The following is a 26,031-nucleotide window of genomic DNA, read 5'->3' on the forward strand; positions in this document are numbered from 1 at the left end:
TTGTACAGAGCTGGATTATGAGGTGAGTAGACAGATACTGTCCCTGACGGTCAGGTTTTTCGTTTCTTCTTTATTTTGTTTAACTTACTGTCGAACCGATGCGCGAGCAGAAAGCATGGAGGAAGGCGAAATCTATTCAACGGAAACGGCTAGGACCTTTGGTGGCCCTGGAGTTTGGTCGGTGACAGTCGTCCCCAACACAATCTGCAGATTCTGGTAGTGCCCGTTGAGTTTGGTCGTTTTGGCAACGGCCTTCATTAACTCCGGATCGGAGAGGAATTCCCCGGCAGCTTGAGTTCCATATGTATACAAACCGCCGATCACTACAACCGCATGTCCGGTTTCCGAATTCCGAATCCTGGAAATCAATGCATAGTCATGTTGAACAGGACTGCGAGATCCGGCAATGGGATCTTTGGGCTGATTCGTCGCCCAGCTCCAACTTCGAGAAGAAGGGTTCTGGGAATCCTTTATATATATAAGATGTTTTTCCGGATCCAAGGCCAGACTGAAACGTAACTGCCGGGTGAGGCGAAGACTCCACTCGTTATTAAATGCTCCTATCAGTACGACCGGACCCTCTCTCAAGTCAGAGAAGGAACTGGCCGTTTCCCGACGGATGATGACCTTCTTTCCCCGTGCTTCAAGTTCACCAACTACTTGAGCAATCGTAACTGCATCTGCAAAAGGCACTGACCGGGAGGAATCGTGACCAGGAACAGGCGTGGAAGAATCATCCTGATCCGGCGTCGGAGGGCCATTAGGAACATCGCCTACCGCAAGACGAACGGGCCCGGAAGTATCTAAAACTGGTTTCCAAAAGAGATCCTGGGGAGTAGAAGTGCCCCAAATTCCGTATCCCAGAGAAACAGCCAACAAAACGACAGCAGCAAGACCTGCTATCCAATATCCCCGTACATTGCTGTGCTTCTCTCTGGTCTCGACAGTTTCCTTTTCTTCAACAGGAGAAGGAGTGGTCTCAGGAACTGAAGAATGTGCTGTTGAGGAAACAATGACTGGTTCTGATACAGTTGCTGACTCTGATGCTGCAGCCACCGGGGGCAATGGCAGCGTAAGTCTAGGGATATATGACCCGGGTACAAGCCCCATGCGAAGCTCGCCCTTGTGTTTTTCGTCTCCGTAATAAATCGCAAGTCGTTTCCGAAGCTCGGTAGCAGCGGTACGTACAACATGGTCAAGATTTGTGTCGTAAGAGGGATCTCTTCCAAAGACCTCAATCCCAATTGTCCGCTCCTTAATCTGGTCTGCTGAACCGGCCAGAGTCTGTTCAACCACGTAAGTCAGGAACGCCACCGACCTCTTGCTGGATCGAAAGACCTCATCACGTACCAATAAATCCAGTTGTGAGCGGACCAGACCCTCGCTCACCTTAACTCTTGCTCCGTCTTCGACTTCGACTTCGATCATGTAAGTTTTAGCGAATGCAATTTTACCATCCGGATCACAACACGGTGGTCATGCTACATGGATCGGCACCAGCCTCTTACGCGAAAATTCTTTCGAACGGATTCGTGAGCCCGTACGTCTGGTAGTGAAAAGAGAGGATGCCTCGTAACGGAATGAGATACTTAAGAGCTGCCCTTATCTTCCTCGCAGGAAGTACTGCCGGATGGGTTCTGGGATTTCATCTTGGAAGACCGGCGACACCAGTTTATGCGCAAGGGGCCAATATGATTGAGTCAGGTTGTACCAGCTTTATTCCGGAATCATGGGGATCCTTCCGAGGAACGTCCACACATGGTTTTGTCTTTGAGGACAGTCACGGAACGATTCGCGCCATACAGCATCCGCCTTGCGGAAGCAGCGGTGGAAGCCCGAGACTCGACATGATTATTATTCGAAGATAGAGCTGTTAGGTAAATCCTGGAGGCTCAGACCCGGGGCTCACACTACTGTGCCATGTTGTTTTCGCTGATTTCTAACGCGGCGCTCTTATCGTAACTCCAACGAGACTTGGAGCCTACCGTAACATAGAGCACTATAGCGACCAGAACAATAAGCGGAACAATCAGTAAGCTTCCCTCGGGTCCTGTCGCTCCACCACTCATCCAGATCTTGCCTACGGGATGTGTCGAAATCAGATGCCCGGGTAAAACTGTACCGCTGTTCGGCGTACCGTAAAAGAAGCTTTCGCCCCAATCCCAGGTGGTATGGAAACCGATCGCCCACCAGAGGGACCCGGTATACCAGATACTCAAGCAGAAGACCAATCCAATGGCACCTGCCGAAAATAGTCCTATTGGAGACTCCCCGGGATTATTTCTGTGTAGCAGTCCGAAAGAGAGAGACAGAAGAAGAGCTGCCCACCAGAAACCCATTCCCCGGGCCAAGGTCCACTGAAGATAACCGCGGAGGAGAGTTTCTTCGAAGAGACCGACGACAAACATTCCAATCAGGCTGATAAGACCATTCCTCAACGCCAGCCCCAGGGAAAGAGCCGTACCGTCGAAGCCTAAATTATGAGTTAGGTACAACGCACCGATCAGAAGAGTCAGGAATAGAAACCCCCAGAAAGCTCCGATAAGGGCATATGCTGTTTTGCGCTCTCCAGACAGGCCATAGCCGGTCAGAGGTCGGTCCTCGATACGGGCCATAATCGCCGTTGTACCTAAACAAAAACCGAGAGCAATAAGCTCTCCGAGGCTACGGCTCAGAGAGATCGTATTCGAACTCCCGTGCCCACTTTGCTGTCCGTGAAACAGAGTGTGGACAAGCAGACTAGTACAAATCATTCCCCCAACAAAGATGGCGATAAAAACCAGAGCACTCCATCCTGCGCGCAACCCTCTAGGCCCGAAAAAGATCCGGGAGAAAGGATGAAGATGATCCGGGTTTTCTACCTTAGCTTCCGAGTTCGTTTGCAGCACTACGCCTCCTGAGTCTGGGAAAGATACGCGGCCAAGCGAATATTTGTTTCAGACCAGAACTTCAGTTTACCGGAATACTAAATTATCTTTATTTTTACTCGGAGCGCAATGCGCGCACGGGCTCAATTGAAGCTGCGCGTCTGGCGGGCAGCAATCCGGCAACAATTCCGCAGAAAGTTAGAACGGCAATGGGAAAAAGTAGAATCAACGGATTTGTATATTTCACCCCATAGAGCTGGCTCTGCATTGCTTTTCCACTCAGTAACACAAATGGAAGTCCTATCACGAGTCCAATCCATATTTGCGTCATGGCGCTACGAAGCACCATTCCTATCACTATCTGACGATTCGCTCCGAGAGCCATCCGTATACCGATCTCACTTGTACGACGAGCAACATTGTATGAAGTCACGCCATAGAGACCAACGGAAGCCAGCAACAAGGCCAGGAGACTAAAGGAGCCAGTCAATCTGGCAGTAAGCCTCTCCTGATGAAATTGTGAAGCAATCTGCTCATCGAAGGTCCTCATATTAATAACGGTCAAATTGGGATCAATGGAAGCCAACTCATTCCTTATGGAGGACTCGATGCTTTGCGGAGATCCGGCAATGTGAAACTCAATCGCACGGATGTAGTGGGAATCAACCTCCATCCTTTGCATATGAGGCTGATTGAAATTAAGTGTTTGACTGAGAGGCAAGAAGAACATCGGATTCTGTACCTCCAGAAGTGGGTGCAGGTAGAGCGTATTTCTCACCACTCCAACAATGGTGAAGTCGCGATTATGTCCGGGAACATCCGAGCCGAAGTGTCGTCCAATAGAATCCTGGCCCGGGAAATACTTCTTCGCGAAAGCTTGGTCCACCACCGCAACCTTTTCAGAAGTCTCGGTATCGCTGTCGGTGATTGCTCTTCCTTCAAGCAGGGGAGTGCCGATTGTTTCAAAGTAATGAGAACTGATACGTAACCACATGGCTTGTGGGCGATTGCTTTCAACTTGAGGAGGTTGACCTTCAACGGCAACCGTATCATTCCAGCTATCACCATCTTGTGGGCTGTAGACGGAAAGGCTCATGCTTCGCACACCGGGAATCGAACCTAACCGATCCTGCAAACGCCGGTACAAAGCTGAAAGTTGTTCTGGTTTGTATCCGGCCAGCAACGGATTTACAGAAACGAGCAAACGGCTCTCGGTCTGAAATCCGTAATTGCCTTTCTCCATATGATTAAAGCTCTCAGTTACCCAACCGGCAGCAGCCAGCAGGACCAGAGAAAATGCAGCCTGAAAGATAATGAGCGCTTTTTGAGGAAGAGCCGAAGTATCTTTGGTAGCACGATTGGCACCACGTAAGGCCTCTGCGGGATTGGTCTTTGACGCGATCCAGGCAGGGGCGATTCCAAACAAGACTCCCGTGACCACAGAAAGAGCAAAAGAGAATCCCAGAACTGGAAGTGACGGGCTGGCATCAATTGGAATGTAGCTCGAACCTCCGAAAGCCACTAACAGAATTCCACGCGTTCCCTCATAAGCAATAATCAGACCTGTAGCACCGCCCAGTAATGAAAGCAGCAGACTTTCGATCAGCATTCCTCTGATAAGCCGGTTTCGAGGTGCGCCCAGTGCAAGTTGTAATGCAGCCCGTTGACGCCGGGCCGTACTGCGGGCGAGAAGAAGATTTGCCAAATTGGCGCAGGCAATCAGCAGAACAAGCGCGGATGCGATTATCAAAAGATAGAGGCCCTTTTGAAAGGACGTCCTCATCGGTGTTATTCCCGCGCCTCCGGGGCCAAGTGTGATGTGTTGACGTGGCAGCTCTTCAGCTCTTCCGTTCAGTAGATTTACATGCGCCGGAATCCAGTGCTGAAGTTCAGATGTCATCTGTGCACTAACTTGAGACGGAGAGTAGCCTGGCTTGAGACGACCAATTGAATACAGCCAATAAGTATCCGGAAAGTGCAACATCGGACTCTGGGCTGCGAGATTTGGTTCTTGATTCAGAGGTAAGAAGAAATCCGGAGGATCTTCCCGCAGGCGGTCTCCATAAAAGCCAGGCGGAGTAGCACCCACAATGGTGACGGGCTTTCCATCGAATTGTAGAACCGAGCCAATGATTGTGGGATCGAGCCCGAACTTCTGCTGCCAAGTGTGATAGCTGATCACTGCAACTGGCGAGGCGTTTGGAAGATCGTCCGATTCGCCCAGAGTTCTGCCTGCAAAAGCATTTAGTCCAAAGGTGGCAAAGTAATTCCCGGAGACAAACTCTCCACGCAAAGGTATTGCAGCAGTCGATGTATCTGTACGGCGGACGCTAATTTCCGGTTCATTCGCCTGGAATGCGGCAAGTTGCTCAAAGGCAGGGGTATTGGCGCGCAAATGCTGATAAAGAGGATATGAAAATAGATCCCAATCATCTTGAAGGCCGCCCCATACACAGCACTTCGTGCCATTTCCTACTTGATAAAGACGGCCGGGCTCAGCGACGGGTAAAGACTTCAGCATGACCGCATGAACGAGAGTAAAAATCGCAGTGTTGGCGCCGATACCAAGAGCCAGTGTCAAAACAGCCGTTAAGGTAAAGCCGGGGGATTTAATGAGCTGGCGAAATGTATAGCGGATCTCATTCCAAATAGGATGCACTGATAGCGACCTCACAAATTCTGCGAAAGTGTAGGCAGCACGTCCTTTGCCAAAGGAGAAAACAGCTAAGCAACTGACACAGCTAGGAGTACGGTGTCTATATTTTTCTTATATCTCTAGAGCATGTCCACTCTTGCTCTAAGGTGTCCGCAAGCGGACACGCATTCTTGTATAGGAACCAAAGCATTTCTCGCACACTGTACCCCGAAGTACAAAGGCTTCGGTAGCCTTCCACCCCAGCAAACCTCTTCATTGGTTTGCTGTGATGGAAAGAAAGTTGCGCTTCACCACTCTTGGCGAGTTATGCCTATGCGCGAAAGGCTCTGGACATCGGGCCCGTTTGATAGAGGCCTTGTCTTCCGAGCAATCTCGCTCACAGTACGAATGGTGATCTTGCGAAAGAATCCCTCTGAAAGATCTATCGCCTTCAGCCTTTCCAGGTTTTGTAACCACAATTCGCCAGCCATTTCTATCAGGCCTTTCCCAAGCGTCTCCTGCACAGCTCCAAGAAAAGCTTGAAGCTCTCTTGCTGCTACATCCGATGTCTCCAGCACATTGGTACCAGACATACTTGCCCCACTAATCCATTTCCAAGTAATCCCTCAGGTTAGAGGGATTACTTGGTTCAAAGTCAACCCACTTTAGGGTAGGTACTCTCTGAATTAATCAATCCTTAAGCAATGCCCAATACTTCGTTCAGGAAGCCGACCATATATTTCCATACCAGGTAATAGATAATCAGGCCACAGCAGAAGCCTAGAGCAACCAACACATAGGGCAGGAAAACCAGCTGTAGGTAAAAGAACCCCTGTGGAGCCAATTGCACCAACCCTAGACTCTTGCCGACTAGCAAAGCCAAAGGCCCAAGAACGAAGGGCAATATTGCACCATGAAGTCCGATTGTTGCGGGATGATGATGAATCTTCCGGCTAACATAAAGAACGTTCCAGATGCCCCAAAGATTGGGAACAAAGGCTATGGGAAATACCATCCCTCGCTCGATCGGAATTGCAATTTGAAATCCATAGCGGAGTAAAACAAATCCAGCTATAACGATGAGCATAAAGGCCGTTGGAATTACCGATCCCGCCATATACGCGCGCAAATAAGGATGTGTGTTCATCGTTTCCTCCTAAAGTTGATACAGAAGCATCGGAATCACATCTGGTATGGCGATAAGCAGCAATACCACCAACCCAAACAAAGCCCAATCCCACCATAGAACCCTCCGCAAGGGAGACTCATTCATGCAATCGATCATCTTCGGCCAGAGGTCGTGACTCAATGTCCCCTGGGCAGGAGGAAGGTGCTGTTTTAGAAACTCGCCCAATCTTTTGTCTTCGTTATCTCTCATGGCTCAATTCCTGCCTGCTTCAGTCTTTTCCTCAAAATTCGCGTTGCACGAAAAACGCGCAACTTCACGGCACTCTCAGATATGCCTAATGCATCGGCTATCTCCCGATACGGCTGCTCTTCGATGAGCGCAAGCCTTGCTACAAGCTGTAGCTTTGCAGACAGGCTTCGGAAGATGCGCTCTACAATCTGTCGCGTCTCCTGCTGAATGGAGCTATCCGCTGTGGCAGGGCCTGGATGGTCATCAGGAAGCACCTCCTCAGCCGGGAGACGCTTCAAGTAATCTAAGGCCGCGTTTGTAGCAATTTTTCGCGCCCATGCACCGAAACTGCGCGACGGGTCAAAACGCGCTCTAGCACGATAGATACGCCAAAAGGCCTCAATCGTTACGTCTTCCGCTGCCGCCCCATCCCGTACGATTCGCAGCACCCAGCCATATACTTCCTGCTGGTATTGACGAAACAGTTCCTCAAAGGCTTCCAAATCGCCAAGTGTGAACCTTTCGTACTGCTCCGTACTTTGTATCTGGGTCTGCATTTCCTTCTCTACCTACACTTACTTCCATAGAGGCTAGGAGGTTACATCTTTTTTATAGTTTTTGGGGATTTTCCTGGATAACGCAAAAGACACACTGGACCCGGAGAAATATCGGATGCGGATATCGATATTCAGCCAGGATGAAAAGACATCCTTCGTTCCTACGGGGCTAAAATCCAGCTCCTGAGAATTTGCCGGCAATCAATGCTCTTACGCAGATGCAGCACAAGCTCATGAAATACGATTTCCTACTCACTCAGAGGAAACTTCTTAATCGGTTCCCTAACGAATACTTGGCCACCTTGTAACCTAGATCACTTCTCGATAATCCAAGTTTCCTTGCAGCCTCAGCCTGTACGCCCTTGGACGCCACCAAAGCTCTCGTGATCAGTGCACTTTCGATTTGAAGCAGGCAGTCTCGCAAACTGAGATCATCAGGAAGCTGCTTCACCAGTGCCTCGATTCCATCTGAATCCTTTGACTGAGCAGACACACTATCCTCCAGTTGAAGAGGGAAGTCCTCTGCCTGAAGTTCAGGTTCTTGGGCCAGGATGTGGGCCCTCTCAAGGAGATTACGAAGCTCTCTGATATTTCCAGGGAAGGAGTATTGACACAATTTTGTAACCGCAGACTGGCTTAATGGATGCGGCTGCACCTTCATTTCTCGGGCAATCTTGTTTGAAAGTACCTGGCAGAGACCGGGAATATCCTGCTTCCGCTCGCGCAGAGGAGGAAGCTGAATAGGAACAACCGCCAAGCGATAATAGAGATCTTCGCGAAACAGCCCTTGCTGCACACGCTCCAGGAGATTTCGGTGAGTGGCCACTAACACTCGTACATCAACTTTACGCGTTCGACTTGAACCTACCCTCTGGATTTCACCATCAGCGAGAACGCGAAGGAGCTTTGCCTGAGCTCCTGGAGACATCTCCCCGGCCTCGTCCAGGAAAAGAGTACCTTCATGCGCAGCCTCAAAGAGGCCAGCTCGAACTCGATCGGCTCCCGTAAAAGCTCCTTTTTCGTGTCCGAATAACTCACTTTCCAATAGCGATTCCGTAACAGCAGCACAGTTGATTGCGATAAACGGCTTATGCGCACGGAGGCTGTTTCTGTGAATCGCTCGTGCCACTAACTCCTTGCCGGTTCCAGTTTCCCCTGTGATCAACACAGTCATGTTTGTCGCAGCGACACGTGCAATTGTCTTGCGAACAGCCTCTATGCACTGGCTCTCTCCGTAAATGTCTTCGGCGCCTTCCAACTTTGGAACCGATCTCTTCAGAAGCGCATTCTCTCGCAAGAGCGCGGTACGTTCACAGGCTCTGCGAATTGCTGCTCTCACTACATCCGGAACAAACGGTTTTGCCAAAAAATCAAATGCACCCTGCCGCATGCTGTCTACAGCCAACTCCAAGGTGCCAACGGCTGTCAGAAAGATTACCGAAATCGTGGGATCCGACTCCTGCACTACTTGCAGAACCTCAAGACCGCTGCCATCCGGCATCTTTTGATCCGTCAGGACAACATCGAAATCCTCTCGTACAAGTAGCGCTTTTGCTTCCGGCGCTCCCGATGCTTCAACCAAAACATGAGCATCCAAACGCAGATTTGCAGCAAGAATCCGCCGCATATTTGGCTCGTCATCGACGATCAGTACCTTACCCATTTATCACCCCGCCTTTAACTCCGTACCCGAGCAGGTAGGAAGAACCAGTGTAAAGACAACAGAACCTTCTTCATTTTTGCTGACGTACAGGTCTCCGTTGTGGGCCTGGACAATGCTCCGGGCTATCGCTAATCCTAACCCCGTCCCATGGGGCTTTGTCGTAAAGAAAGGTTCGAATATCCGTATCAAGCTCGCCTCCGGAATTGCCGGACCTGAGTTCTCGACGTGTATAGAAATCGAACCATTCATGCTTTGCGATGTTATGGTTACTATGCCTGATACAGATACCGCATCAATTGCATTCAGCACCAGATTCAGTAGAACCCCTTGAATCTGAGCACTGTCTACATGGACAGCAATCTCTTCTACCGGATTTAGCCTGACGGCTATCGACTTGGTTTTTGCATAAGCCTTCGTACTATCGGCTGATAGCGTCAAGAGATCATTAATCAGAACGGTAGACCGCTGAGGCTTCGCGGGTCGTGCATAATCGAGAAACTCTGTTGTCAATTGGCTGAGTCGCTGTGCCTCCCTCGCCGCAATAGCAAACATCTCTTCTCGTTCTGTATCCTCGATGTCGGGACTCGTTGCGGTGGCAAGGGAGCTAGAAATCATCGCCACAGGATTGCGAATTTCGTGTGCGATTCCACTAGACAATCTGCCTATTGCAGACAGTTTCTCTTCCTGAATTAATTGTTCCCGCGTAGTTTCCAGCTCAATCATGTTTGCATAAAAACGAGATTGGTGAAGCTTGAGCTGGCGAACAAGAAACCAGACGAGTGAACCCATCAGGATGTAAAGAATGGAGATCATTCCGACCTCTAGATATTCGCTGGATTGCGGGGGAGGATGAATTTGAAAGAAATGCCTCATCCAGAAAAACATCATCGAATCGGCGGTCGCAATGGTCAATAAAGTAGCAATAAAGCCTAGCTGGTACGCAGCCTGCAAAATAGGAATAGCGAGAAGTACAAAGTAAGGAGTGTCATCCCGGTTTGTGAGGTAGGCAAGAAAACCAGACAGAACAAATATTAAAATAATAGAAACGCAGGCTTCGACCCTGGAAACATGCTTACTAATGCCCTCAGTTCGTCTCTGCAACCAAATCGCCTCTGCGATTTTGAAGAGAGAACTCACCCCTAGAACGGTTAGCAAGAGCATCGAGGGATTCCCAAGAACCGAGGAGAACAGGGTATGCAAAACCAACAGCATGACAAGTACAGATAATGTCAGGACAGAAAAAGCAATCTGCTGCTTCCGAAGCGACTCTGACTCGATCTTCTGAATCCATGACAACGAACTTTGCATAGACTCCTCGAAGGCAACGACTCCTCGCAAAATCCACTCCAGGTTACGCTGTTCCTGGAACCAAGAAATACATTTCAGAATTCTTTCTATCGATAGAAAAATTTGTCGTCAAATGTATTACGACCTTCCTCCATCTAGAGAGGATGATCAAAATTATCTGCACGCGATCCCTTTATCACCAGGATCGCATTATTGTTCAAAATCTCTGACAGAGACGTCAAAACTTTTGGACGGCAGCATTGCCTCTGAATGCAATTTTCCTTCCAAGTCGTTGAAAATAAACGGCATATTCGAGGTCAAATTTGGTAACGAATCTGCATTCTATTAGGTAGAGGAAATTTGCCTTTCGCAGCACATGCAGAAGGGAGTGACAAGAAGACGACTCACTCTCATGGCAGTTGCTTCGTCTAATAAAGAAATTCTACGCAGTGAAAATAGGCGGCGGTGTTTCACCGTCGTATGACTCATTCTGAAAAACATAAGAATGTTTAGGCGCAATCGGTGAGGCTCATTGATTAGAAGAAAAACAAATGGCCCATCGAATAAAAATCTTCCCCTCACAAGGTTTGTTGAATTTGACCGCAAAGGAGATGATCCATGCGATGTGCCAACCCGCAATGTTCCGCCGAACTAGTCTATTTACGAGATGGGTCGCTCCAGCTACTTCAATATGAACCCGACTCAAAACAAGCTACAGAGCATGAGGATGGAGCTTTCCCGATGCGTCCTTTCCCAAGTCGCTTCTTTTGGCTCTGTGCTGAATGTTCTCGTGTTTATGTCATGAAAAGTTGGACGTCCTTGGGAGTGGTACTCTCGCTCCGCCATCCACTACCTGTAATGCGCACAGACCCCAGGCCTCTGAATCAGAAAAGACCTCAAGCCGCCTGATCCCTGTAAACATCGCTGCCGCGGCACGAACCGGCAGCGATGTTTAGAGACGCGAAGCCAATCCTGACCATCCGCCAGTGTGCCCCCTTCTGAATTATTCTCGAAAATTGCTCCGAACAGGTGTATATTCGCTCGTTTCCTGTAGGAGGCGTCCGATGCTAAAGCCCATTACAAAGAATCTGGAGTTCAAGAACCATGCGGTCTTCGAAATTCTTCTTTTAGCATCAGTCCTCGTTGGAGTCACTTTTCTCTGGTATGTGCGCTTCATCATCCTGTTGGTCATCGCCGGCGGAATCGGAGCTCTCGTCTTGGCCTCCCTGACTGATTACGTAAGCAATATCGTAAAACTCAGAAGGGGAATTTCTTTCGCAATCGTACTGACGCTTTTGCTTATATGCCTCTCCCTTGCAGCCTGGTTACGTGGCCCTCAGACAATCAGAGACATCTCAGATCTTCAAGCAAGCATTCCGAATACCATTCACCGTTTGGACATGAGGGTCCAGGAGTCTAGTTGGGGGCATTGGATTCTGAATGAACACACAGGCGGAACAGCAACTCCGGGCCTTGCCACAAACGCACTGGAATTATTTCGAAAAATGCTCACGAACACGGTCTCGGCTTTTGTAGGCCTTTTTGTAGTAGCCGTAGTGGCCATCTATGTTGCGGTCGAACCCAATTATTACGCAGCTGCCTTACATCGCCTTACGCCTAAACAATACGGGTTGAGGATGGACCTCGGTATAGAAGGTGCGCTACAAATGCTACGATCCTGGCTTTTGGCAAAGTTCGTCTCGATGTTCGCCATCGGATTGTTTATTGCAAGTGGTCTTTGGGCGCTTGGAGTTCCCATGGCCGGAACATTAGGCATTATTGCAGCAGTGTTGACCTTTATTCCGAATATTGGAGCCGTGCTCTCGTTCCTTCCGGCAACGCTGCTTGCCTTCAGCATCAGCCCAGAAAAAGGCTATCTTACAATCCTTCTTTTCTGCCTGGCACATATCCTGGAAGGGAATCTGATCACACCTCTAGCAGACAAAACCCTCGTCCGACTTTCTCCTGCTTTAACCCTAGTTGTTCAGCTCTTGATGTTTTCGATTGGAGGTATTCTCGGTGTTATTGTCGCGGCGCCTCTCCTTGCGGCAACGATAGGAGTACTTAATGTTCTGTTGCCCTCTGAAGAAATACTTGTCAGCGAAGAGAGGAAATTAGCAATCACGCTATAGCAAAGAGAGGAACAATACGAAGCATACCGGGAACAATAGACCTAAGGAGTAGTCCTCTTGCTTGTGGCGTTATCCATCTGATTTCCTAAAATCTGGATGACATGAGAGATGCGTTACCGAACGTCCATAGCTAGCTGACTGGCTGCCTGAATCGTCACCTTTCGGAAAAACTTCTCGTTATCGATGGATATTCCGTCAGAATCCTCCAGAGCCTTCAGCCAGAATTCGCTTGCCCTTTGTGTTCTATCGCTACCAAACATCTCGGATACGGCATGGAGGAACGCCTGCAGTTCTTTTTGCGCAGCATTGGATACATTTGCACTCATACTCTGCACCTATCATTTTGGTAGGTATACGTTTATAATGTGAGCAATTACTCATGTCCGCAACTCGCGTTTCTAGAAAGAAAAAAGCAGATCCACTAAAGCCAAGAAAGACCCCGGCACAAGAACGCTCTCAGGGAACGGTGGAGATCATTCTGGAAGCAGCAGCTCACATTTTGGAAAAGAAGGGGCTGACAGGCTTCAATACGAATCGAATTGCCGAGCGTGCAGGAGTCAGCATCGGCTCGATCTATCAGTACTTTCCCAATAAAGATGCTTTGATGGTGGCCTTGATCGAGAAGTTTGAAGGCAGAGTATTGTCTTCGCTGAAAACAGCAATCCAAATAGCGGAAAACAAACCATTGGACGAAGCATTGCGCATTCTCTTAAGAGCAGTAGTGGCAATGCATGCCGATAGACCAGATCTCAACCGTATTCTCGAATTTGAGGATCGTCGCTTGCTGAGAAATTCCGACCATTCGGAAACCATTCAACAGATACACTCCTTGGTAATTCAGTTCCTGAAACAACATCCCCAGGTACCCGATTCTCTGGACGCAGAGGAGACCGGCAAGGATCTACTCCTTATGGCTCGCGCCTTTACCGATTCTGCTCTTGAGAATGCTGATCCGGATTTCAATCGTCTAGAAGAACGCCTTTTTCGTGCCGTCAGGGGTTATCTGCAGTTAAGCATCGAACCCCGTCCATAACAAGAAGCAGTCACAACTCCTAAATTATTAGTTGACAAGGAAATCATCGAGGCGCTAATCTCCTATGAAATTAGGAGTACTGATGGTTGGTAGGAAAAAAGGTTCTCAATCCCTCACTCCGTTAGAGCTGCAGATCATGCAAGCGCTCTGGCAACATGGCCCCGGAAATGTACAAGAAGTGCAGGAGCATCTTGAAACCGAATCCAAACTGGCATATACCACCGTCCAAACGATGCTCAACATTCTCCATAGGAAGGGGAAAGTTAAGCGGACGCTCGATGGACGCGCATATATCTACAAGGCCGTTGTCAGCAGGGAAAAGGCACTCAGTCAAGCCCTTCATGATTTAGTGGATCGCATGTTCGGAGGCTCTCCCGAAGAACTGGTCATGAGTTTAATCAAGACCCATCAGATTAAACCTGAGCGGCTTGCAGAGCTATCCGAAATCGTCGAGAGGGAAGCCGGCCATGATCGCAATAAATGAAATAGGTCTCCTGGTCGCCGGGTACTGTATCAACGCCTTATGGCAAGTACCTCTATTGATCTTTGCCGCTTGGCTGGCAACAAAGCTATTGGAGAGGTTGGGCCCTGTTGTACAGCATGCAATCTGGGTGATTGTTCTTTTCATCTCTGTGCTTGTACCTGCATCTAGCATCTCCTTACGCCTGACAGAAAATCCACAAAGAGCCGGAGACGCAAAGGTAACATTCTCACAGCAGCAGACAAACATATACAAAAGCTCTAGTCCTTGGGGTCGAACCCTTTTCTTTAAGCCAGAGGTATATTTTGCTTTGGCCGCAGGGTACATGTTCCTCACAGCTTATTGGCTCGGCCGCTTTTCCTGGTCTCTTGCAAAGACACGGGAACTGCGCCATCAAGCAAAACAGCTCTTTCTTGAATATGATTTGGCTGAGCTTTGGAGTCGAAGCTGTAAAGCCTTTTCACTCAGAACGACTAGAATTCTCTCGTCAAGCTCACTGAGCGGACCAATCACGGTAGGATGGCGGAATCCGGCACTAATCATTCCTCCCGGCTTTCTCTCCGACTGTTCTTCAGAGGAATTAATCTCGGCTTTTGCGCATGAATGTGCTCACATTCGGCGCCATGATTTTCTGCTGAACTTGATTTACGAGGCCGCTACTCTTCCGATTGCATTTCATCCCTGCACATGGATTTTGAAAACAAAAATTGCTGAAACACGCGAACTCATTTGTGACGCAAGTGCTGCAGAAAAACTGGGGGACGCGTCAGGCTATGCCCGTTCTTTATTGCGTCTGGCAACAACAATCTATTCAAAACCTGTGCTTCCAACGCCTCACGGCATCGGAATGTTCGATGCAAACGTTCTGGAGAAACGTGTTATGAATCTTGTGCAGAAAAAACCGACTCTTGGCACGATGAAAAGAGCTGCAATACTGCTACCGAGTAGCTTGATTCTCCTGCTTGGCTGCACGGCAGCATACGCTCTTGCTTTCGATATTGAGAAACAGGGAAGCGGAACAGACCAGACACTGAAACAGGAACAAACAGCCACCGGACGAATTTATCAAATAGGTGAGGATGGCGTAACAGCTCCTCAACTAGTTTACGCAGTTGATCCGGAATATCCTTTGAGCGAACGAAAGAAAAAGCTTAACGGAACCTGCCTGATAGGTTTAGTCGTTGACTCAAACGGGATACCTCAACAGCCACATGTTATTCGCTCTTTATCCCCCAATTTCGATAAAGAATCGCTCTCTGCAGTTGCAAAATATCGTTTTAACCCCGCTATGCTCGAAGGGAAACCAGTTCCGGTGCGGATCAGTGTAGAAGTGAATTTTCGGATATATTGAGATACCTCCATGTCGGGATTATTTACTGCCCGACATGGAGTCCTCTGCTCTTATGAGTGTTCGTTCTTCCGTGCCTCCTGACTCCTGCGCTTCAGTTCATCCATCGGCACATCTTCAACATGAGTAGCAATCCACCAGGAATTACCGCAGGGGTCTTCCACTGCGCCGCTTCTATCCCCATAAAACTGGTTCGTGATTTCTTGGATCGACTTCCCGCCTGCTGCAATTGCTTTTTCGTAGACGGCATCCACATCCTCGACATAGACGTAAAGAGTACATTTCGTAGAACTATGCTCGTCACGGGCACGTCCAAGCATAATCATTGACGTGCCTACCTTCATCTCCGCATGTCTGGGCATGCCGCTCTCATCGTTCATACTGAACAATTCCGTGGCATTAAAGGCTTTCTTCAAAAAGTCCATCAATGCGCGTGTATTGTCGACTACAAGATAGGAAGTAAGGGTTTGATAGCCGTCGGGAATTGGCTTAACGCGAATTTGCGCTGCTTGAGTTGCCATAGGACCTCCTTGGCTCACCGAAAGAATTCGGTCGTTCGCTTTGATTGTCTTGCAACACTGCTAGGCCCGTATTGTAAAAATTTGACCGAGGGGATCAATCCTCTTCAAGGGGAACATGATTCAAGTTCAGCTTACACTTCTTGTGATAAGTCACTGGATTAATGCCGGAAAAGGAACGAAAGTCCTTGATAAAGTGGGCTTGATCAAAATAGCCACAATCGAGCGCGATCTGTAACCAGTCAGGTTCCAGCGGAGAAGAGATTATTTTTCGCAGCGTCTGCTGAAACCTCATAATCCTTGCGTAACGTTTAGGGGTGAGCCCCACCTGATGATCGAATAATTCGATGAAGTGTCTCTGGCTCATGCCCAATGAGTTGGTAATATCTCCAACACGCGAATCTGGTTTGCGTAGTTCTCGTAAAGCAAAGCTTATGGCTGGATGTCCGGTTTTACCTTGAAGTAGCTTCCTCCAGAGCAATCGTTCCAGCACATCAAACTTCTCGACAATAGTTGGTGCGGAGAGAATGTCTTCTCTTATTTCTTTCGCCAATCGCCCCCAAAGATCGCTTGCATTTATGTGCAGGTTCTTCAACTCATATGCGGGAACACCGAGAAACGGCCAGGCGCCTCCGGGCTTGAAATGTACACCGATCACATGTTGTTGAACGTCCGTGTCGATTACGAAATAGTCGGTGTGGACCCCACTGAAAATGATGCCTTCAAGCTCACAAGAGTTGAGCTGCTGATCGTAAGTGCGTGTGTGATCTTCCTTCAGATTGATGATGAGCTCTGTGGTTCCCGTCGGAAGCAAACGTTCTTTGGTATGTGGCACCACCTGGCCCTCGTAATACCAGATCATGGCTACGAAGTCAGCAAGGGGAGGCTGGGGAATTCGCCTCGGAAGCGTCATAGCTCTGGAGTCTAGACGAAGGTTTCCCTATATGCAAATGCCTTCCCAGCCGAGCAGTGCTTCTCACTCAATGCGATGTAAGCGATTGAAAGGATATTAGTTAAGCACAAAGAAGCGCCCGACAGATTTCGTCCTTCTTGAAAGAACTGCCCAAGGTCACCGCTCAAGCTTTCGCTTGACCACACCGAACGACGATAATATTATTAACACTGTTAAGTATTCGAAATGGTGTTACGAAGACATGGGAAGCAAAGAGCGACGGGAACGGGAACGGGACGAAACTCGCAAAAAGATTCTGGATGCGGCGCGTGATTTATTCGCCACCTATGGATACGAAGGCGTATCCATGCGGAAGATCGCCGACAAAATTGAGTACTCAGCCACGACAATCTACCAACACTTCAAGGATAAGGAAGCGTTGATAGGAGAGCTCTGCCAGACCGATTTTCGAAGTCTTGCAGAGACTATGAGCGGACTGCTCAAGCTGAAAGATCCCATTGACCGCATAAGGAAATGCGGCAACGCTTATGTCCAGTTCGCCATTGCCCATCCCAATCATTACCGCTTGATGTTCATGACTCCGTATCCCAGTCACATGACAGCGGAGGCTCTTACACCAGAAGTTCAGGAAATAAAAGGGAATCCGGAATTCGACGCCTACGCACTATTAAGAAAGCTCGTCGACGATGTAATTACTGCCGGCTTGGTCCGTAATCCCAAACCTGACCCGGAACTTATCACTCAAACTCTTTGGGCTGGTTTTCACGGACTGGTTGCACTCGAGATCACCTTGGGTTGTGACGACTGGACTCCCTGGCGCCCACTCAAAGAACGTACCGATTCGATGATGGATGCAATGATGTACGGGATTTTTGCGGAGAAGAAGTCATGCCGCCGTTAGCTCGCCGCAACCTCTTTCACGACAAGATCCGGTTTGCTGTGACACTTACTGGCATCGCATTTTCCGTAGTGCTGATCGTCGTGGAATTGGGGCTATTTCTCGGCTTTTCGACTTCTACTTCAAACATCATCGATCACTCCGGAGCTGATATTTGGATTGCTGCGAAAAACACTCCTTATATTGACCAGGCAATTGAATTCAATGAACGCAAGTTCTATCAGGTTCTGGCAACACCAGGGGTAGCAGAGGCTCAAAAATACATCGTACGTTGGACCTCGTGGAAAGAGCCCAATGGACACAGCGAATCTGTCGAGGTCATCGGCTGCAATCCAGACTCGACGTTAGGCAGCCCATGGAATCTGGTTGCAGGTGATGTTCTACAACTCAAGCAGCCAAACGCAGTTATCGTCGACGAAATATACAAGAAAAAGTTAGCGGCAAATCAGCTTGGCGAACACTTCGAAGTTAACGGATATCGAGCCAAAATTGTCGGTTTTACGAATGGCATACGTGCTTTTACAACCTCGCCCTATGTGTTCACAACCTTCAAGAATGCTCAAGACTACACGCGGATGAGGGAAGACCAAACCAACTTTGTTCTGGTTAAGGCCGCACCGGGAATAAGTATCCAATCACTAAAGGCCGAGCTCAAGCGCCGATTACCGGATAACGATGTATATGAGACGGCGGAGTTCAGTACGATGACACGTCACTACTGGATGTTCACAACGGGCGCGGGCGTAGCTGTGCTATTGGCCGCTGTCCTGGGATTGGTTGTAGGTGTCGTTGTTGTTGCGCAAACGATCTATGCGACCACGATGGATCATATTCGCGAATACGGAACGCTAAAGGCCATGGGCGCCCCTAATCGATATGTCTTCGGTGTGATCATGTCGCAAGCTGCAATTGCGGCCGTAATCGGCTATGGGATAGGCATCGTTGTAAGCATCTTTGTCGCAAGCGGTGGAAGCAAGAGCGGAGCGGCCATCGTCATGAACTGGCAAATGGCCGTCCTGATGTTCTTCGTAACCTTGACTATGTGCATCAGTGCAGCTGTCGTATCCGTAAATAAGATCATGAAGCTTGATCCAGCAATGGTGTTTAAGGCTTAGGTCTTCGGAAAAGAGAAGAGAGGATTCTTTGAATTCAGCAATTTCCGTCCATAATCTCACGAAGAACTATAAGGACGGCTCGACAGGAACGCCTGCGCTGGAAGGCGTAAATCTGACGGTCAAACGCGGAGAATTCGTTTTTCTCATGGGACCTTCGGGAAGCGGGAAAACCACTTTACTTTCGATCATGGGATGCATTCTCCGTCCGACATCGGGCGACGTCTTTCTCGGAGAGAAAAACGTGACCGAGTTAGATGAAAGCTCGCTTCCAGCAATAAGGTTGCAACACATCGGTTTTGTTTTTCAGGGATTCAATCTCTTCCCCACGCTGACTGCTGGAGAAAACATAGAGTTAGCTCTAAAGCTCAAGGGATTTCGTGGACGCGAAATCAAAAGCGAAGCGCGCCAGCTCTTAGACCTAGTAGAGCTCAATGAAAAATACGACGCATTTCCAGCAGATCTAAGCGGCGGTCAAAAACAAAGAGTCGCTATTGCACGCGCGATTGCAGGCTCGCCCGAGATTCTGCTTGCAGACGAACCAACAGCAGCCCTCGACTCTCATGTTGGAAAAACAGTTGTAGAAATGATGTCAGCATTGGCGCACAAACAAAATAAAGCAGTCGTGGTAGTAACACACGATAGCCGAATTGTCGAGTATGCAGACCGTATTGTTCGCATTGAAGACGGACGAGTGGCATAAGTCAGCCTCAAAGAAACAAACGAATCATCGGTATCCACAAAATATTTTGATCTTTTCTCCGTCTACATACGTAGAAAAGAGAAGTGCAGAGGAAAAGGGTAGCATTCAATGGGCAACAGCAAAAATACCTCCCGGACACGGATTCTCATTTTGCTTGCAGCGGTGACGACACTCACTGTAAGTGGAATTGCACTTGCTTCTCTTGGAACCAAGAAGACACAAACAAGCGCTCTGCCCCAGACGGCACCTATCACAAAATCCATCGTCGCCGGCCCCGGCCGTGTTGAGCCAGACTCGGAAGAAGTCAAAGTCGGTTCCGAGCTTGCCGGAAAGCTGAAAGAAGTACTAGTTGAAGAAGGCGCACAGGTAAAGAAAGGACAAGTCCTTGCAGTCCTGGTCAACAACGACTACCAAGCTGCCGTTGATGCAAGTCTCGCCCAGGTGAAAGAGAAGGACGCAGAGTATCGCAAGGTACTCAACGGCTCCCGCATCCAGGAACGTAAAGAGTCTTTCGCCGCGCTCAAGGAAGCTGAATCCGTCGAGGAGAATACAAAGAGTGAATGGACAAGACGGCAACAACTCTGGAAAGCCGGTGTTATCTCCAAAGAAGAGATGGAAAAGTATGAGCGCGAATACAACGTAGCGGAAGCAAAGCTCAATGCTGCGCAGCAACACTTCCATCTGATCGATGACCGTTCTCGTGAAGAGGATATCGCGAGAGCAAAAGCGGAACTTGATTTGGCAAAGGCACAATTAGCTCAGAATCAAGCCGTCTATGAAAAGACCTTCCTGCGCGCGCCCTTTGACGGCACGGTTCTCCGCAAGCATCATCGCACGGGAGAGAGTATCACTAACTCCAGCGTCACATCCGATCCAGTTTTCACGATGGGCGATGTGAGTGGACTTCGTGTCCGGATCGATGTCGACGAAACCGATGTAAGCAGACTCGCAGAAGGACAGAAGGTTTATGTAACAGCCCAGGCCTATGGCACTAGAAAGTTTTTAGGACACGTGATTCGTGTTGGTGGGCAACTTGGACGCAAGAACGTTAACACAGATGAACCCAAAGAAAAGGTAGATACAAAAATACTTGAAACGCTTGTTCAGCTCGACCCCGGAGTGAGTTTACCCGTAGGGTTACGAGTCGACGCATTCATACAGACGGATTAAGCATTTCCCGTAGCAGCACAAATGCAATAGGAAAAGAGATGACGACTTCCATGTCTTCTGTAATCAAGGTGTCCAATGCCGCTCAGAGGGAGCTACAGGCATTCCTCCATGCCGTGTCCGAAATGTTCGGAAGTGACAGAACACAAAAGGCAGGCGAATTCTGGTTAAGGGCACTGGAAAACGCGGATGGAATATTAGTCGACAATGAGAGGTTCTTTCGGAAGATTACGATTCAGGCAGCCAGCCAATTGGCTAAAGAAGCGCTGTAATAACTTCTAGAATCCGATCAATTCAGAGCAGCAACAAAATATTAAAGAGCGGCTTTTTACGGAAAAGCCGCTCTTTATATTTTTCTGAAGCAGACTGTCTCGGGTGCTCTCAGGCGGAAATCTGCTTCATTCTACTGCTCGCAGAAACCGCATGTTGAGGAGCCGAGTGTCCACCGAAAGAAGGCTGTATTACCTGTTCGTCCAAACGGAACTGGGCAACCAACCCCTGTAATCTTTGTGCCAGGCTGGAAAGATCACCGCAGGCTTCAGCAGAATGTTGTGCACCTGCAGCAGACTCCTTCACCAATTCGGCAATCTGATCGACATTATTGTTCACCTGTAGAGCCGTGACAGCTTGCTCATTGGCTGCGGCAGCGATCTGCGTAATCATATTTCCCACATGATCGGCCATCTTGATGATCTGTTGAAGCTGCTCCAGTGCCTTTTCTGTCGTCTGGCTGCCTTTCTCGACATCATTTGTATTGTGGCTCATTGCTTCTACAGCTAGATGTGTCTCCTGTTGAATCGCATTGACCATACGAGCGATCTCTCCGGTAGCGCTTGTAGTACGCTCGGCAAGACGCCTGACCTCTCCTGCAACCACTGCAAAGCCGCGACCTTGTTCTCCCGCTCTCGCGGCTTCGATGGCTGCGTTTAGCGCGAGCAAGTTGGTTTGCGTTGCGATGTCGTTGATCACAGCCGTAATCCGGCCAATTTCCTTCGAATGACGCCCCAAGGATTCGATCTGTTGCGCCGTCTTCTCAACAGAACTAATTAACAGCTTCATGTTCGCAACGCTCTCTGTCACGACACTACCGCCTTCATGAGCGGTTTCCACTGCCTGGCGTGCTGCTTCAGCTGCCTTACTGGAGCTCTGAGAGATGTTCTCCACCGTAGACGACATCTCTTGCATGGCCATCACCACCTGATTTGCCTGCGTCGATTGCTTGTCTGCCGATCCGGCCTGGGACTGCGCTGTGCTTGAAAGATCTCCGGAGGCACTCGCCAGTTGCTGTGAAACCTTGGCAACTTCAAGCAACACTTGCCGTACTCTGGAAACAAACTGATCGAAAGATCTTGCCAAAGTGCCGATTTCATCCATGCGGTCTTCGCGCAAAACTGTGTTAAGGTCCGCATTCTCCATCTGATCGATCAAAACTTGGACCGGACGCAGTACCAGACGCGTCAGAATCGCGTATAGCACCCCCACGACCAGCAACGACATCACCACGGTGCAAATGATGATCAATGCCTGCATGCTGTGGACCTTACTGGTCACATCCGATTGAGGATATGCTGCAACCAGCGTGTAGTGCCAACTATCATAGGAGCTGGAAGAGACGGCCCAATCCGAATTGTTGCGATTCGCAATCTGCTTCTGGACTTCCTCGACCGAGAGATGCTGGGGCTTAAAAATAATGCTGTTATCGCCACGCAGCAATACCAGGAATCCGTGTTCGAGAATATTGGCTTTTTCGATCTGATTCCGTAACCCGCCCAGAGCCGACAATGGGTATCCAACGTACCAGGCACCAATGGTTTCTCCGGAACTATTTCGGATAGGCTCGTAGCCCGTCATGTAAGGGCTTCCCAGAATATCCACCACTCCATAGAACGCCTGATTGCTACTGAGTGCCGCCCAGGCCTTTCCTTTTGGATCAAGCAAAGTTCCTTCAGCACGGGAGCCGTCGGACTTCATTACATTCGTGGAAACACGAACGAAGTCATTGCCACGACGGACGAAGAGGGTAGCGGTTCCCCCCATCAGCGATTTCACCCGGTCTACTAACTCATGGGAATCGGTAAGGGAAGTCTTTCCAAACTTCAATTCAGGCACGCTTTGCCCGGCCACAGTGACAGAGTCGCCTACCTGCGGCGCACCCATCTGCGCGCCCTCTCTCATCAGAATCTTCATTGCCGAACGAACGCTCTCCGAACTGAGAGCATCTACCGTGCTAAGGGTATCGAGAACCCTTTCCGTCTGTTCCGACACCTGTTCGGCCGCACGTTCGCGGATCTCTGACTCCAGCATGCGTGCCGCGATCCAGCCGAAGAGCAACATCATTACAAAAACGATGGCTATTACCGGACCCAACAACCTGGCTGTCAGCCCCTTCTGTACATTTTTCATGGCCCTATATCCCTTTCTGTTTGCCAGTGGGGGGGTTCTAAACCTATGGAAATATTGGAGGAGTTCTTCAAAGAATATCGGCAATTGCATAGCAACAGTGAGAAGAGAGACTAAAGTTGGAACGCAGAATGCAACAGATCCCACAATGGTAAGAGGGGTCGGAAACTAAATAGGGATAGCAGTTAGGCATCAACCGGAAAATTAGAAATCACCAATATTAAGCTACTCAAGTATCGATAACATTGTTTTGCCCAGGCGCTATTTTGATAATCGGCAACAATAGAATTTCAAGGTGTAATACGGCTGAATAAAAAGAACTCACTCTTCAATAGAGGGTCTTTCTGGGAATAGGATCTTGCGCTGTGGAGTCCCGGGTAGGATTGCTGGAATCTGGTGGTCGGACGATCACCACTCCTTTGGGTACTATTGGGGTCGAAAAAATCTGCATTAGGCGACTTAGGTTATAGCGGTTTTATTGGGGGCATCTATATGGGATCAGGCTTTGCACCAGGACAATCTCCCTATAACCCAGATGTATCAGGGGCTGAGATACTCTTGCTACCCAGCCCTGGAGCTCCGATTTATTTCGAGCAAATCGAGGAGCATTCCCACACGGTGAATGATGGCAGCGTTGCACTTGATTATGTGATAACAGGTACGAATTATCGCGATTCTGGCGGAAGAGTACTGAGTATATCGGAGCGAAAGGATAGTCCGGGAAGCTTCTTTCCTCATCAGTCATTCTTACTGACCCTATAAATGGTTGGCAGATTGTTCTGCTTCCATCGAAGATGATTGCGGCGAAGATGCAAATTCCTGTTTCAACCGAAGTTAAGTTCTCTTACGCTTCCATTCTCGATCCTTCCTACAAATGGAGATCTCGAACTGAAGAGCTTGGGAAACAGACCATCCTCGGCGTGGAATTCCAAGGCTCATTCAAACCGTGGAAGGCATCCCCTCGATGGTGAAAACAACGGAACGTTGGTATAGCGACAGCAAAAGGATGATCGGTGCGGTTTCTGTTTTATCCCCGCAGGAAGCGTATAGCATTAAGATTCAGAATTTACAGGAAGGGGAGCCAAACTCTGGAGTGTTTGATATTCCCGAAGGGTACACCGTGATCGAATTACAAGCGCCTTAAGTTGGTATTATCCGCCTCTGATAAGGCCGCGGCGGATTCATTCTCCCACCTGCGCATTTCGTCCTTCTACCACATAGTGGCTACGTCAATACCGTTACTACAATTTCAATGTGGCCGTACAACCGTTACACTCGGTGACATGACAACACTGATTTTGTACGAAAGGCATTCCCTCTTGCATACAAAATCATTCTCATCACACGATGTGCACGAGCGACTCAAAAATAATATTCCAATGATTTTTTCGAGATAATGCTGATTACGAAAGGGGACTAAAGCAGGCTGGCGGAGAGACAGGGATTCGAACCCTGGATACCCTTTCGAGTATACACGCTTTCCAAGCGTGCGCCTTCAGCCACTCGGCCATCTCTCCAACTTCCGACTTCTTGAATTTATCACAAAACTCGATCTTGGGAAGTCTGTGGGAAAACATGGTCTCTTTTCTATCAACCCTTTAGAGTGAAAAGGATGGGAATCAAGGCACAAGAGTGGAAGAGAGAACTGCGCTCCATGCTGGCGCTGGCTGTGCCCGTGGTCCTCTCCGAATTGGGCTGGGTAGCCATGTCCATTGTGGATACGATCATGGTCGGGAAGCTGGGACCGGCAGCAATCGGCGCTGTGGCGTTGGGAAATGCTGTCTACTATGCCCCCTCGCTATTCGGGATAGGCCTCGTCCTGGGCCTTGATACTCTCGTTTCGCAGGCGTACGGGCGCCGGGATTTCGATGATTGCCATCGCTGGCTGGCTCAGGGAGTCTACCTGGTAGCTCTCGTCTCCCCGTTTTCCATGCTCATGGTCCATTGGGCGGCAAACCACTTCTCGCTCGCCGGGGTCAATCCGGCTGTTGGGAACCCTGCAGGAGAATACCTGCGGCTCCTGAACTGGGGAACTCTGCCCTTGCTGATTTACGCAGCTTCCCGCCGGTACCTGCAGGGAGTGGAAGAAGTAAAGCCAATTATGGCTACTTTCGTAGGGGCAAACCTAATCAACTGGGGAGGGAATTACGTCTTAATTTATGGGAAGCTTGGTTTTCCGGCATTAGGCGTTAGAGGGTCGGCACTATCGACCGTGTGCGCACGCATTCTGATGGCGGCCAGCCTGATGGGCTTCGCCTGGTTGCACGAAAGGCGAAGAGGACATCCCCTCTTTCAACATTGGCCAGGACTCCAGATCGAACGCTTGCGCCATCTGTTAAAGCTAGGAATCCCCGCAGGCGGACAAATTGTCATGGAGGTCGGCGCCTTTGGAGCCGCGACGGTTCTGGCTGGCCGATTGACACCTGAAGCTCTTGCCGCGCATCAGGTCGCACTTAACTGCGCCAGCCTGACCTACATGGTGCCACTCGGGGTGGCCGCTGCCGCCGCCGTTAAGGTCGGACACGGCATCGGTGCGGATGATTGGCGCAAAGCACGACGAGCCGGATGGATGGCATTAGGATTGGCGACCTCTTTCATGTTCTGTGCAGCTATTACGTTCTTACTGATACCGAAACAGATACTTGAAGTCTATTCACAGAATACTGAAGTCCTGAGGATCGGAATCCCGCTGCTGGCCATGGCTGCGGCCTTTCAGATCTTCGACGGAATCCAGACAGTCTCCACTGGCGCACTTCGTGGTCTTGGCGAAACACGCACTCCAATGCTAGCCAACCTTATTGGATATTGGATCGTCGGATTACCTTGTGGGTATCTGCTTTGCTTCCATACAAAATTAGGAATCATGGGTTTATGGAGTGGCTTGACGATTGCGCTCATCTTCATCGCTCTATGGCTAATGGAGCGGTGGAGAAGGGAATCGCGAGTGATTCGTTCGTAAA

The 26,031-nt window shown here is 49.3% G+C and carries 25 protein-coding genes and 1 tRNA gene; 12 read left to right on the forward strand and 14 right to left on the reverse strand.

Annotation, left to right across the window (positions count from 1 at the left end):
- Positions 1-132 precede the first annotated feature (132 nt).
- Positions 133-1,428, reverse strand: a complete 1,296-nt coding sequence (locus tag AC6I7T_RS02805) for a hypothetical protein (RefSeq protein WP_497791772.1) — start codon at positions 1,426-1,428, stop codon at positions 133-135.
- Positions 1,429-1,580: 152 nt separating this feature from the next.
- Between AC6I7T_RS02805 and AC6I7T_RS02810 the strand changes: the two genes are divergently transcribed.
- Positions 1,581-1,868, forward strand: a complete 288-nt coding sequence (locus AC6I7T_RS02810) for a hypothetical protein (RefSeq protein ID WP_497791773.1) — start codon at positions 1,581-1,583, stop codon at positions 1,866-1,868.
- Positions 1,869-1,910: 42 nt separating this feature from the next.
- Here the strand turns inward: AC6I7T_RS02810 and AC6I7T_RS02815 are convergent, their stop codons facing one another.
- The 8 genes from AC6I7T_RS02815 to AC6I7T_RS02850 all read right to left on the reverse strand — a co-directional run bounded on the left by AC6I7T_RS02815 (position 1,911) and on the right by AC6I7T_RS02850 (position 10,387).
- Positions 1,911-2,888 (reverse strand): CPBP family intramembrane glutamic endopeptidase, encoded by a 978-nt coding sequence (locus tag AC6I7T_RS02815; protein WP_497791775.1) that lies wholly within the window; start codon positions 2,886-2,888, stop codon positions 1,911-1,913.
- Between the two features lie 94 nt (positions 2,889-2,982).
- On the reverse strand, positions 2,983-5,526 hold the full coding sequence (locus tag AC6I7T_RS02820; RefSeq protein WP_497791776.1) for an ABC transporter permease: 2,544 nt from the start codon (positions 5,524-5,526) through the stop codon (positions 2,983-2,985).
- A 284-nt stretch (positions 5,527-5,810) separates the two neighbouring features.
- Positions 5,811-6,095 carry a hypothetical protein gene (locus tag AC6I7T_RS02825; RefSeq protein ID WP_497791777.1) on the reverse strand — a complete coding sequence of 95 codons (285 nt, stop codon included), beginning with the start codon at positions 6,093-6,095 and terminating at the stop codon, positions 5,811-5,813.
- A gap of 104 nt (positions 6,096-6,199) precedes the next feature.
- Positions 6,200-6,649 (reverse strand): hypothetical protein, encoded by a 450-nt coding sequence (locus AC6I7T_RS02830; protein ID WP_497791778.1) that lies wholly within the window; start codon positions 6,647-6,649, stop codon positions 6,200-6,202.
- 9 nt (positions 6,650-6,658) lie between these two features.
- Positions 6,659-6,880 (reverse strand): hypothetical protein, encoded by a 222-nt coding sequence (locus tag AC6I7T_RS02835; RefSeq protein ID WP_497791779.1) that lies wholly within the window; start codon positions 6,878-6,880, stop codon positions 6,659-6,661.
- Complete coding sequence (locus AC6I7T_RS02840; protein ID WP_497791780.1) at positions 6,877-7,416, reverse strand: RNA polymerase sigma factor; 540 nt, start codon at positions 7,414-7,416, stop codon at positions 6,877-6,879. The genes AC6I7T_RS02835 and AC6I7T_RS02840 overlap by 4 nt, the downstream gene beginning before the upstream one ends.
- Positions 7,417-7,672: 256 nt before the next feature.
- Entirely contained in the window at positions 7,673-9,079 is a 1,407-nt protein-coding gene (locus tag AC6I7T_RS02845) for a sigma-54-dependent transcriptional regulator (RefSeq protein WP_497791782.1), read from the reverse strand.
- A gap of 3 nt (positions 9,080-9,082) precedes the next feature.
- Complete coding sequence (locus AC6I7T_RS02850; RefSeq protein WP_497791783.1) at positions 9,083-10,387, reverse strand: sensor histidine kinase; 1,305 nt, start codon at positions 10,385-10,387, stop codon at positions 9,083-9,085.
- A gap of 1,043 nt (positions 10,388-11,430) precedes the next feature.
- On the opposite strand from AC6I7T_RS02850, the gene AC6I7T_RS02855 reads away from it, so the two are divergent.
- Positions 11,431-12,498: an AI-2E family transporter gene (locus tag AC6I7T_RS02855; RefSeq protein WP_497791784.1), complete on the forward strand. Its 1,068-nt coding sequence runs from the start codon at positions 11,431-11,433 to the stop codon at positions 12,496-12,498.
- 113 nt (positions 12,499-12,611) lie between these two features.
- Here the strand turns inward: AC6I7T_RS02855 and AC6I7T_RS02860 are convergent, their stop codons facing one another.
- Entirely contained in the window at positions 12,612-12,824 is a 213-nt protein-coding gene (locus tag AC6I7T_RS02860; RefSeq protein ID WP_497791785.1) for a hypothetical protein, read from the reverse strand.
- Between the two features lie 53 nt (positions 12,825-12,877).
- On the opposite strand from AC6I7T_RS02860, the gene AC6I7T_RS02865 reads away from it, so the two are divergent.
- From AC6I7T_RS02865 to AC6I7T_RS02875, 3 genes are all read left to right on the forward strand, one after another.
- Positions 12,878-13,531, forward strand: a complete 654-nt coding sequence (locus AC6I7T_RS02865; RefSeq protein ID WP_497791786.1) for a TetR/AcrR family transcriptional regulator — start codon at positions 12,878-12,880, stop codon at positions 13,529-13,531.
- A 64-nt stretch (positions 13,532-13,595) separates the two neighbouring features.
- A complete protein-coding gene (locus AC6I7T_RS02870) occupies positions 13,596-14,015 on the forward strand; it encodes a BlaI/MecI/CopY family transcriptional regulator (RefSeq protein WP_497791787.1) in 420 nt (139 codons plus the stop codon).
- The gene (locus AC6I7T_RS02875; protein WP_497791788.1) at positions 13,999-15,363 is read left to right on the forward strand and encodes a TonB family protein; all 1,365 of its coding nucleotides are present in this window, start codon (positions 13,999-14,001) and stop codon (positions 15,361-15,363) included. Before AC6I7T_RS02870 ends, AC6I7T_RS02875 begins: the two co-directional genes overlap by 17 nt.
- Before the next feature lie 50 nt (positions 15,364-15,413).
- On the opposite strand, the gene AC6I7T_RS02880 is transcribed toward AC6I7T_RS02875, so the two are convergent.
- Positions 15,414-15,881 (reverse strand): VOC family protein, encoded by a 468-nt coding sequence (locus tag AC6I7T_RS02880; protein ID WP_497791790.1) that lies wholly within the window; start codon positions 15,879-15,881, stop codon positions 15,414-15,416.
- 94 nt (positions 15,882-15,975) lie between these two features.
- Positions 15,976-16,791, reverse strand: a complete 816-nt coding sequence (locus tag AC6I7T_RS02885; protein WP_497791791.1) for a DUF6597 domain-containing transcriptional factor — start codon at positions 16,789-16,791, stop codon at positions 15,976-15,978.
- 241 nt (positions 16,792-17,032) lie between these two features.
- On the opposite strand from AC6I7T_RS02885, the gene AC6I7T_RS02890 reads away from it, so the two are divergent.
- The 5 genes from AC6I7T_RS02890 (at position 17,033) to AC6I7T_RS02910 (ending at position 20,943) form a co-directional block, all read left to right on the forward strand.
- Positions 17,033-17,692 (forward strand): TetR/AcrR family transcriptional regulator, encoded by a 660-nt coding sequence (locus tag AC6I7T_RS02890; RefSeq protein ID WP_497791792.1) that lies wholly within the window; start codon positions 17,033-17,035, stop codon positions 17,690-17,692.
- Entirely contained in the window at positions 17,680-18,804 is a 1,125-nt protein-coding gene (locus AC6I7T_RS02895; protein ID WP_497791793.1) for an ABC transporter permease, read from the forward strand. Before AC6I7T_RS02890 ends, AC6I7T_RS02895 begins: the two co-directional genes overlap by 13 nt.
- Before the next feature lie 28 nt (positions 18,805-18,832).
- Complete coding sequence (locus AC6I7T_RS02900) at positions 18,833-19,504, forward strand: ABC transporter ATP-binding protein (RefSeq protein WP_497791794.1); 672 nt, start codon at positions 18,833-18,835, stop codon at positions 19,502-19,504.
- Positions 19,505-19,612: 108 nt separating this feature from the next.
- On the forward strand, positions 19,613-20,674 hold the full coding sequence (locus AC6I7T_RS02905) for an HlyD family secretion protein (protein ID WP_497791795.1): 1,062 nt from the start codon (positions 19,613-19,615) through the stop codon (positions 20,672-20,674).
- Between the two features lie 38 nt (positions 20,675-20,712).
- Entirely contained in the window at positions 20,713-20,943 is a 231-nt protein-coding gene (locus AC6I7T_RS02910) for a hypothetical protein (protein ID WP_497791796.1), read from the forward strand.
- A 109-nt stretch (positions 20,944-21,052) separates the two neighbouring features.
- Here the strand turns inward: AC6I7T_RS02910 and AC6I7T_RS02915 are convergent, their stop codons facing one another.
- Positions 21,053-23,074, reverse strand: coding sequence for a methyl-accepting chemotaxis protein (locus AC6I7T_RS02915; RefSeq protein ID WP_497791797.1), 2,022 nt, complete (start codon positions 23,072-23,074; stop codon positions 21,053-21,055).
- A 961-nt stretch (positions 23,075-24,035) separates the two neighbouring features.
- On the opposite strand from AC6I7T_RS02915, the gene AC6I7T_RS02920 reads away from it, so the two are divergent.
- The gene (locus AC6I7T_RS02920) at positions 24,036-24,215 is read left to right on the forward strand and encodes a hypothetical protein (RefSeq protein ID WP_497791798.1); all 180 of its coding nucleotides are present in this window, start codon (positions 24,036-24,038) and stop codon (positions 24,213-24,215) included.
- Between the two features lie 283 nt (positions 24,216-24,498).
- Here AC6I7T_RS02920 and AC6I7T_RS02925 read toward each other — a convergent pair.
- A tRNA-Ser gene (locus AC6I7T_RS02925) sits at positions 24,499-24,588 on the reverse strand.
- 95 nt (positions 24,589-24,683) lie between these two features.
- On the opposite strand from AC6I7T_RS02925, the gene AC6I7T_RS02930 reads away from it, so the two are divergent.
- Entirely contained in the window at positions 24,684-26,030 is a 1,347-nt protein-coding gene (locus AC6I7T_RS02930) for an MATE family efflux transporter (RefSeq protein WP_497791799.1), read from the forward strand.
- The last annotated feature ends 1 nt before the right edge of the window (position 26,031 follow it).

It is taken from the genome of Humiphilus diazotrophicus (assembly GCF_059726315.1).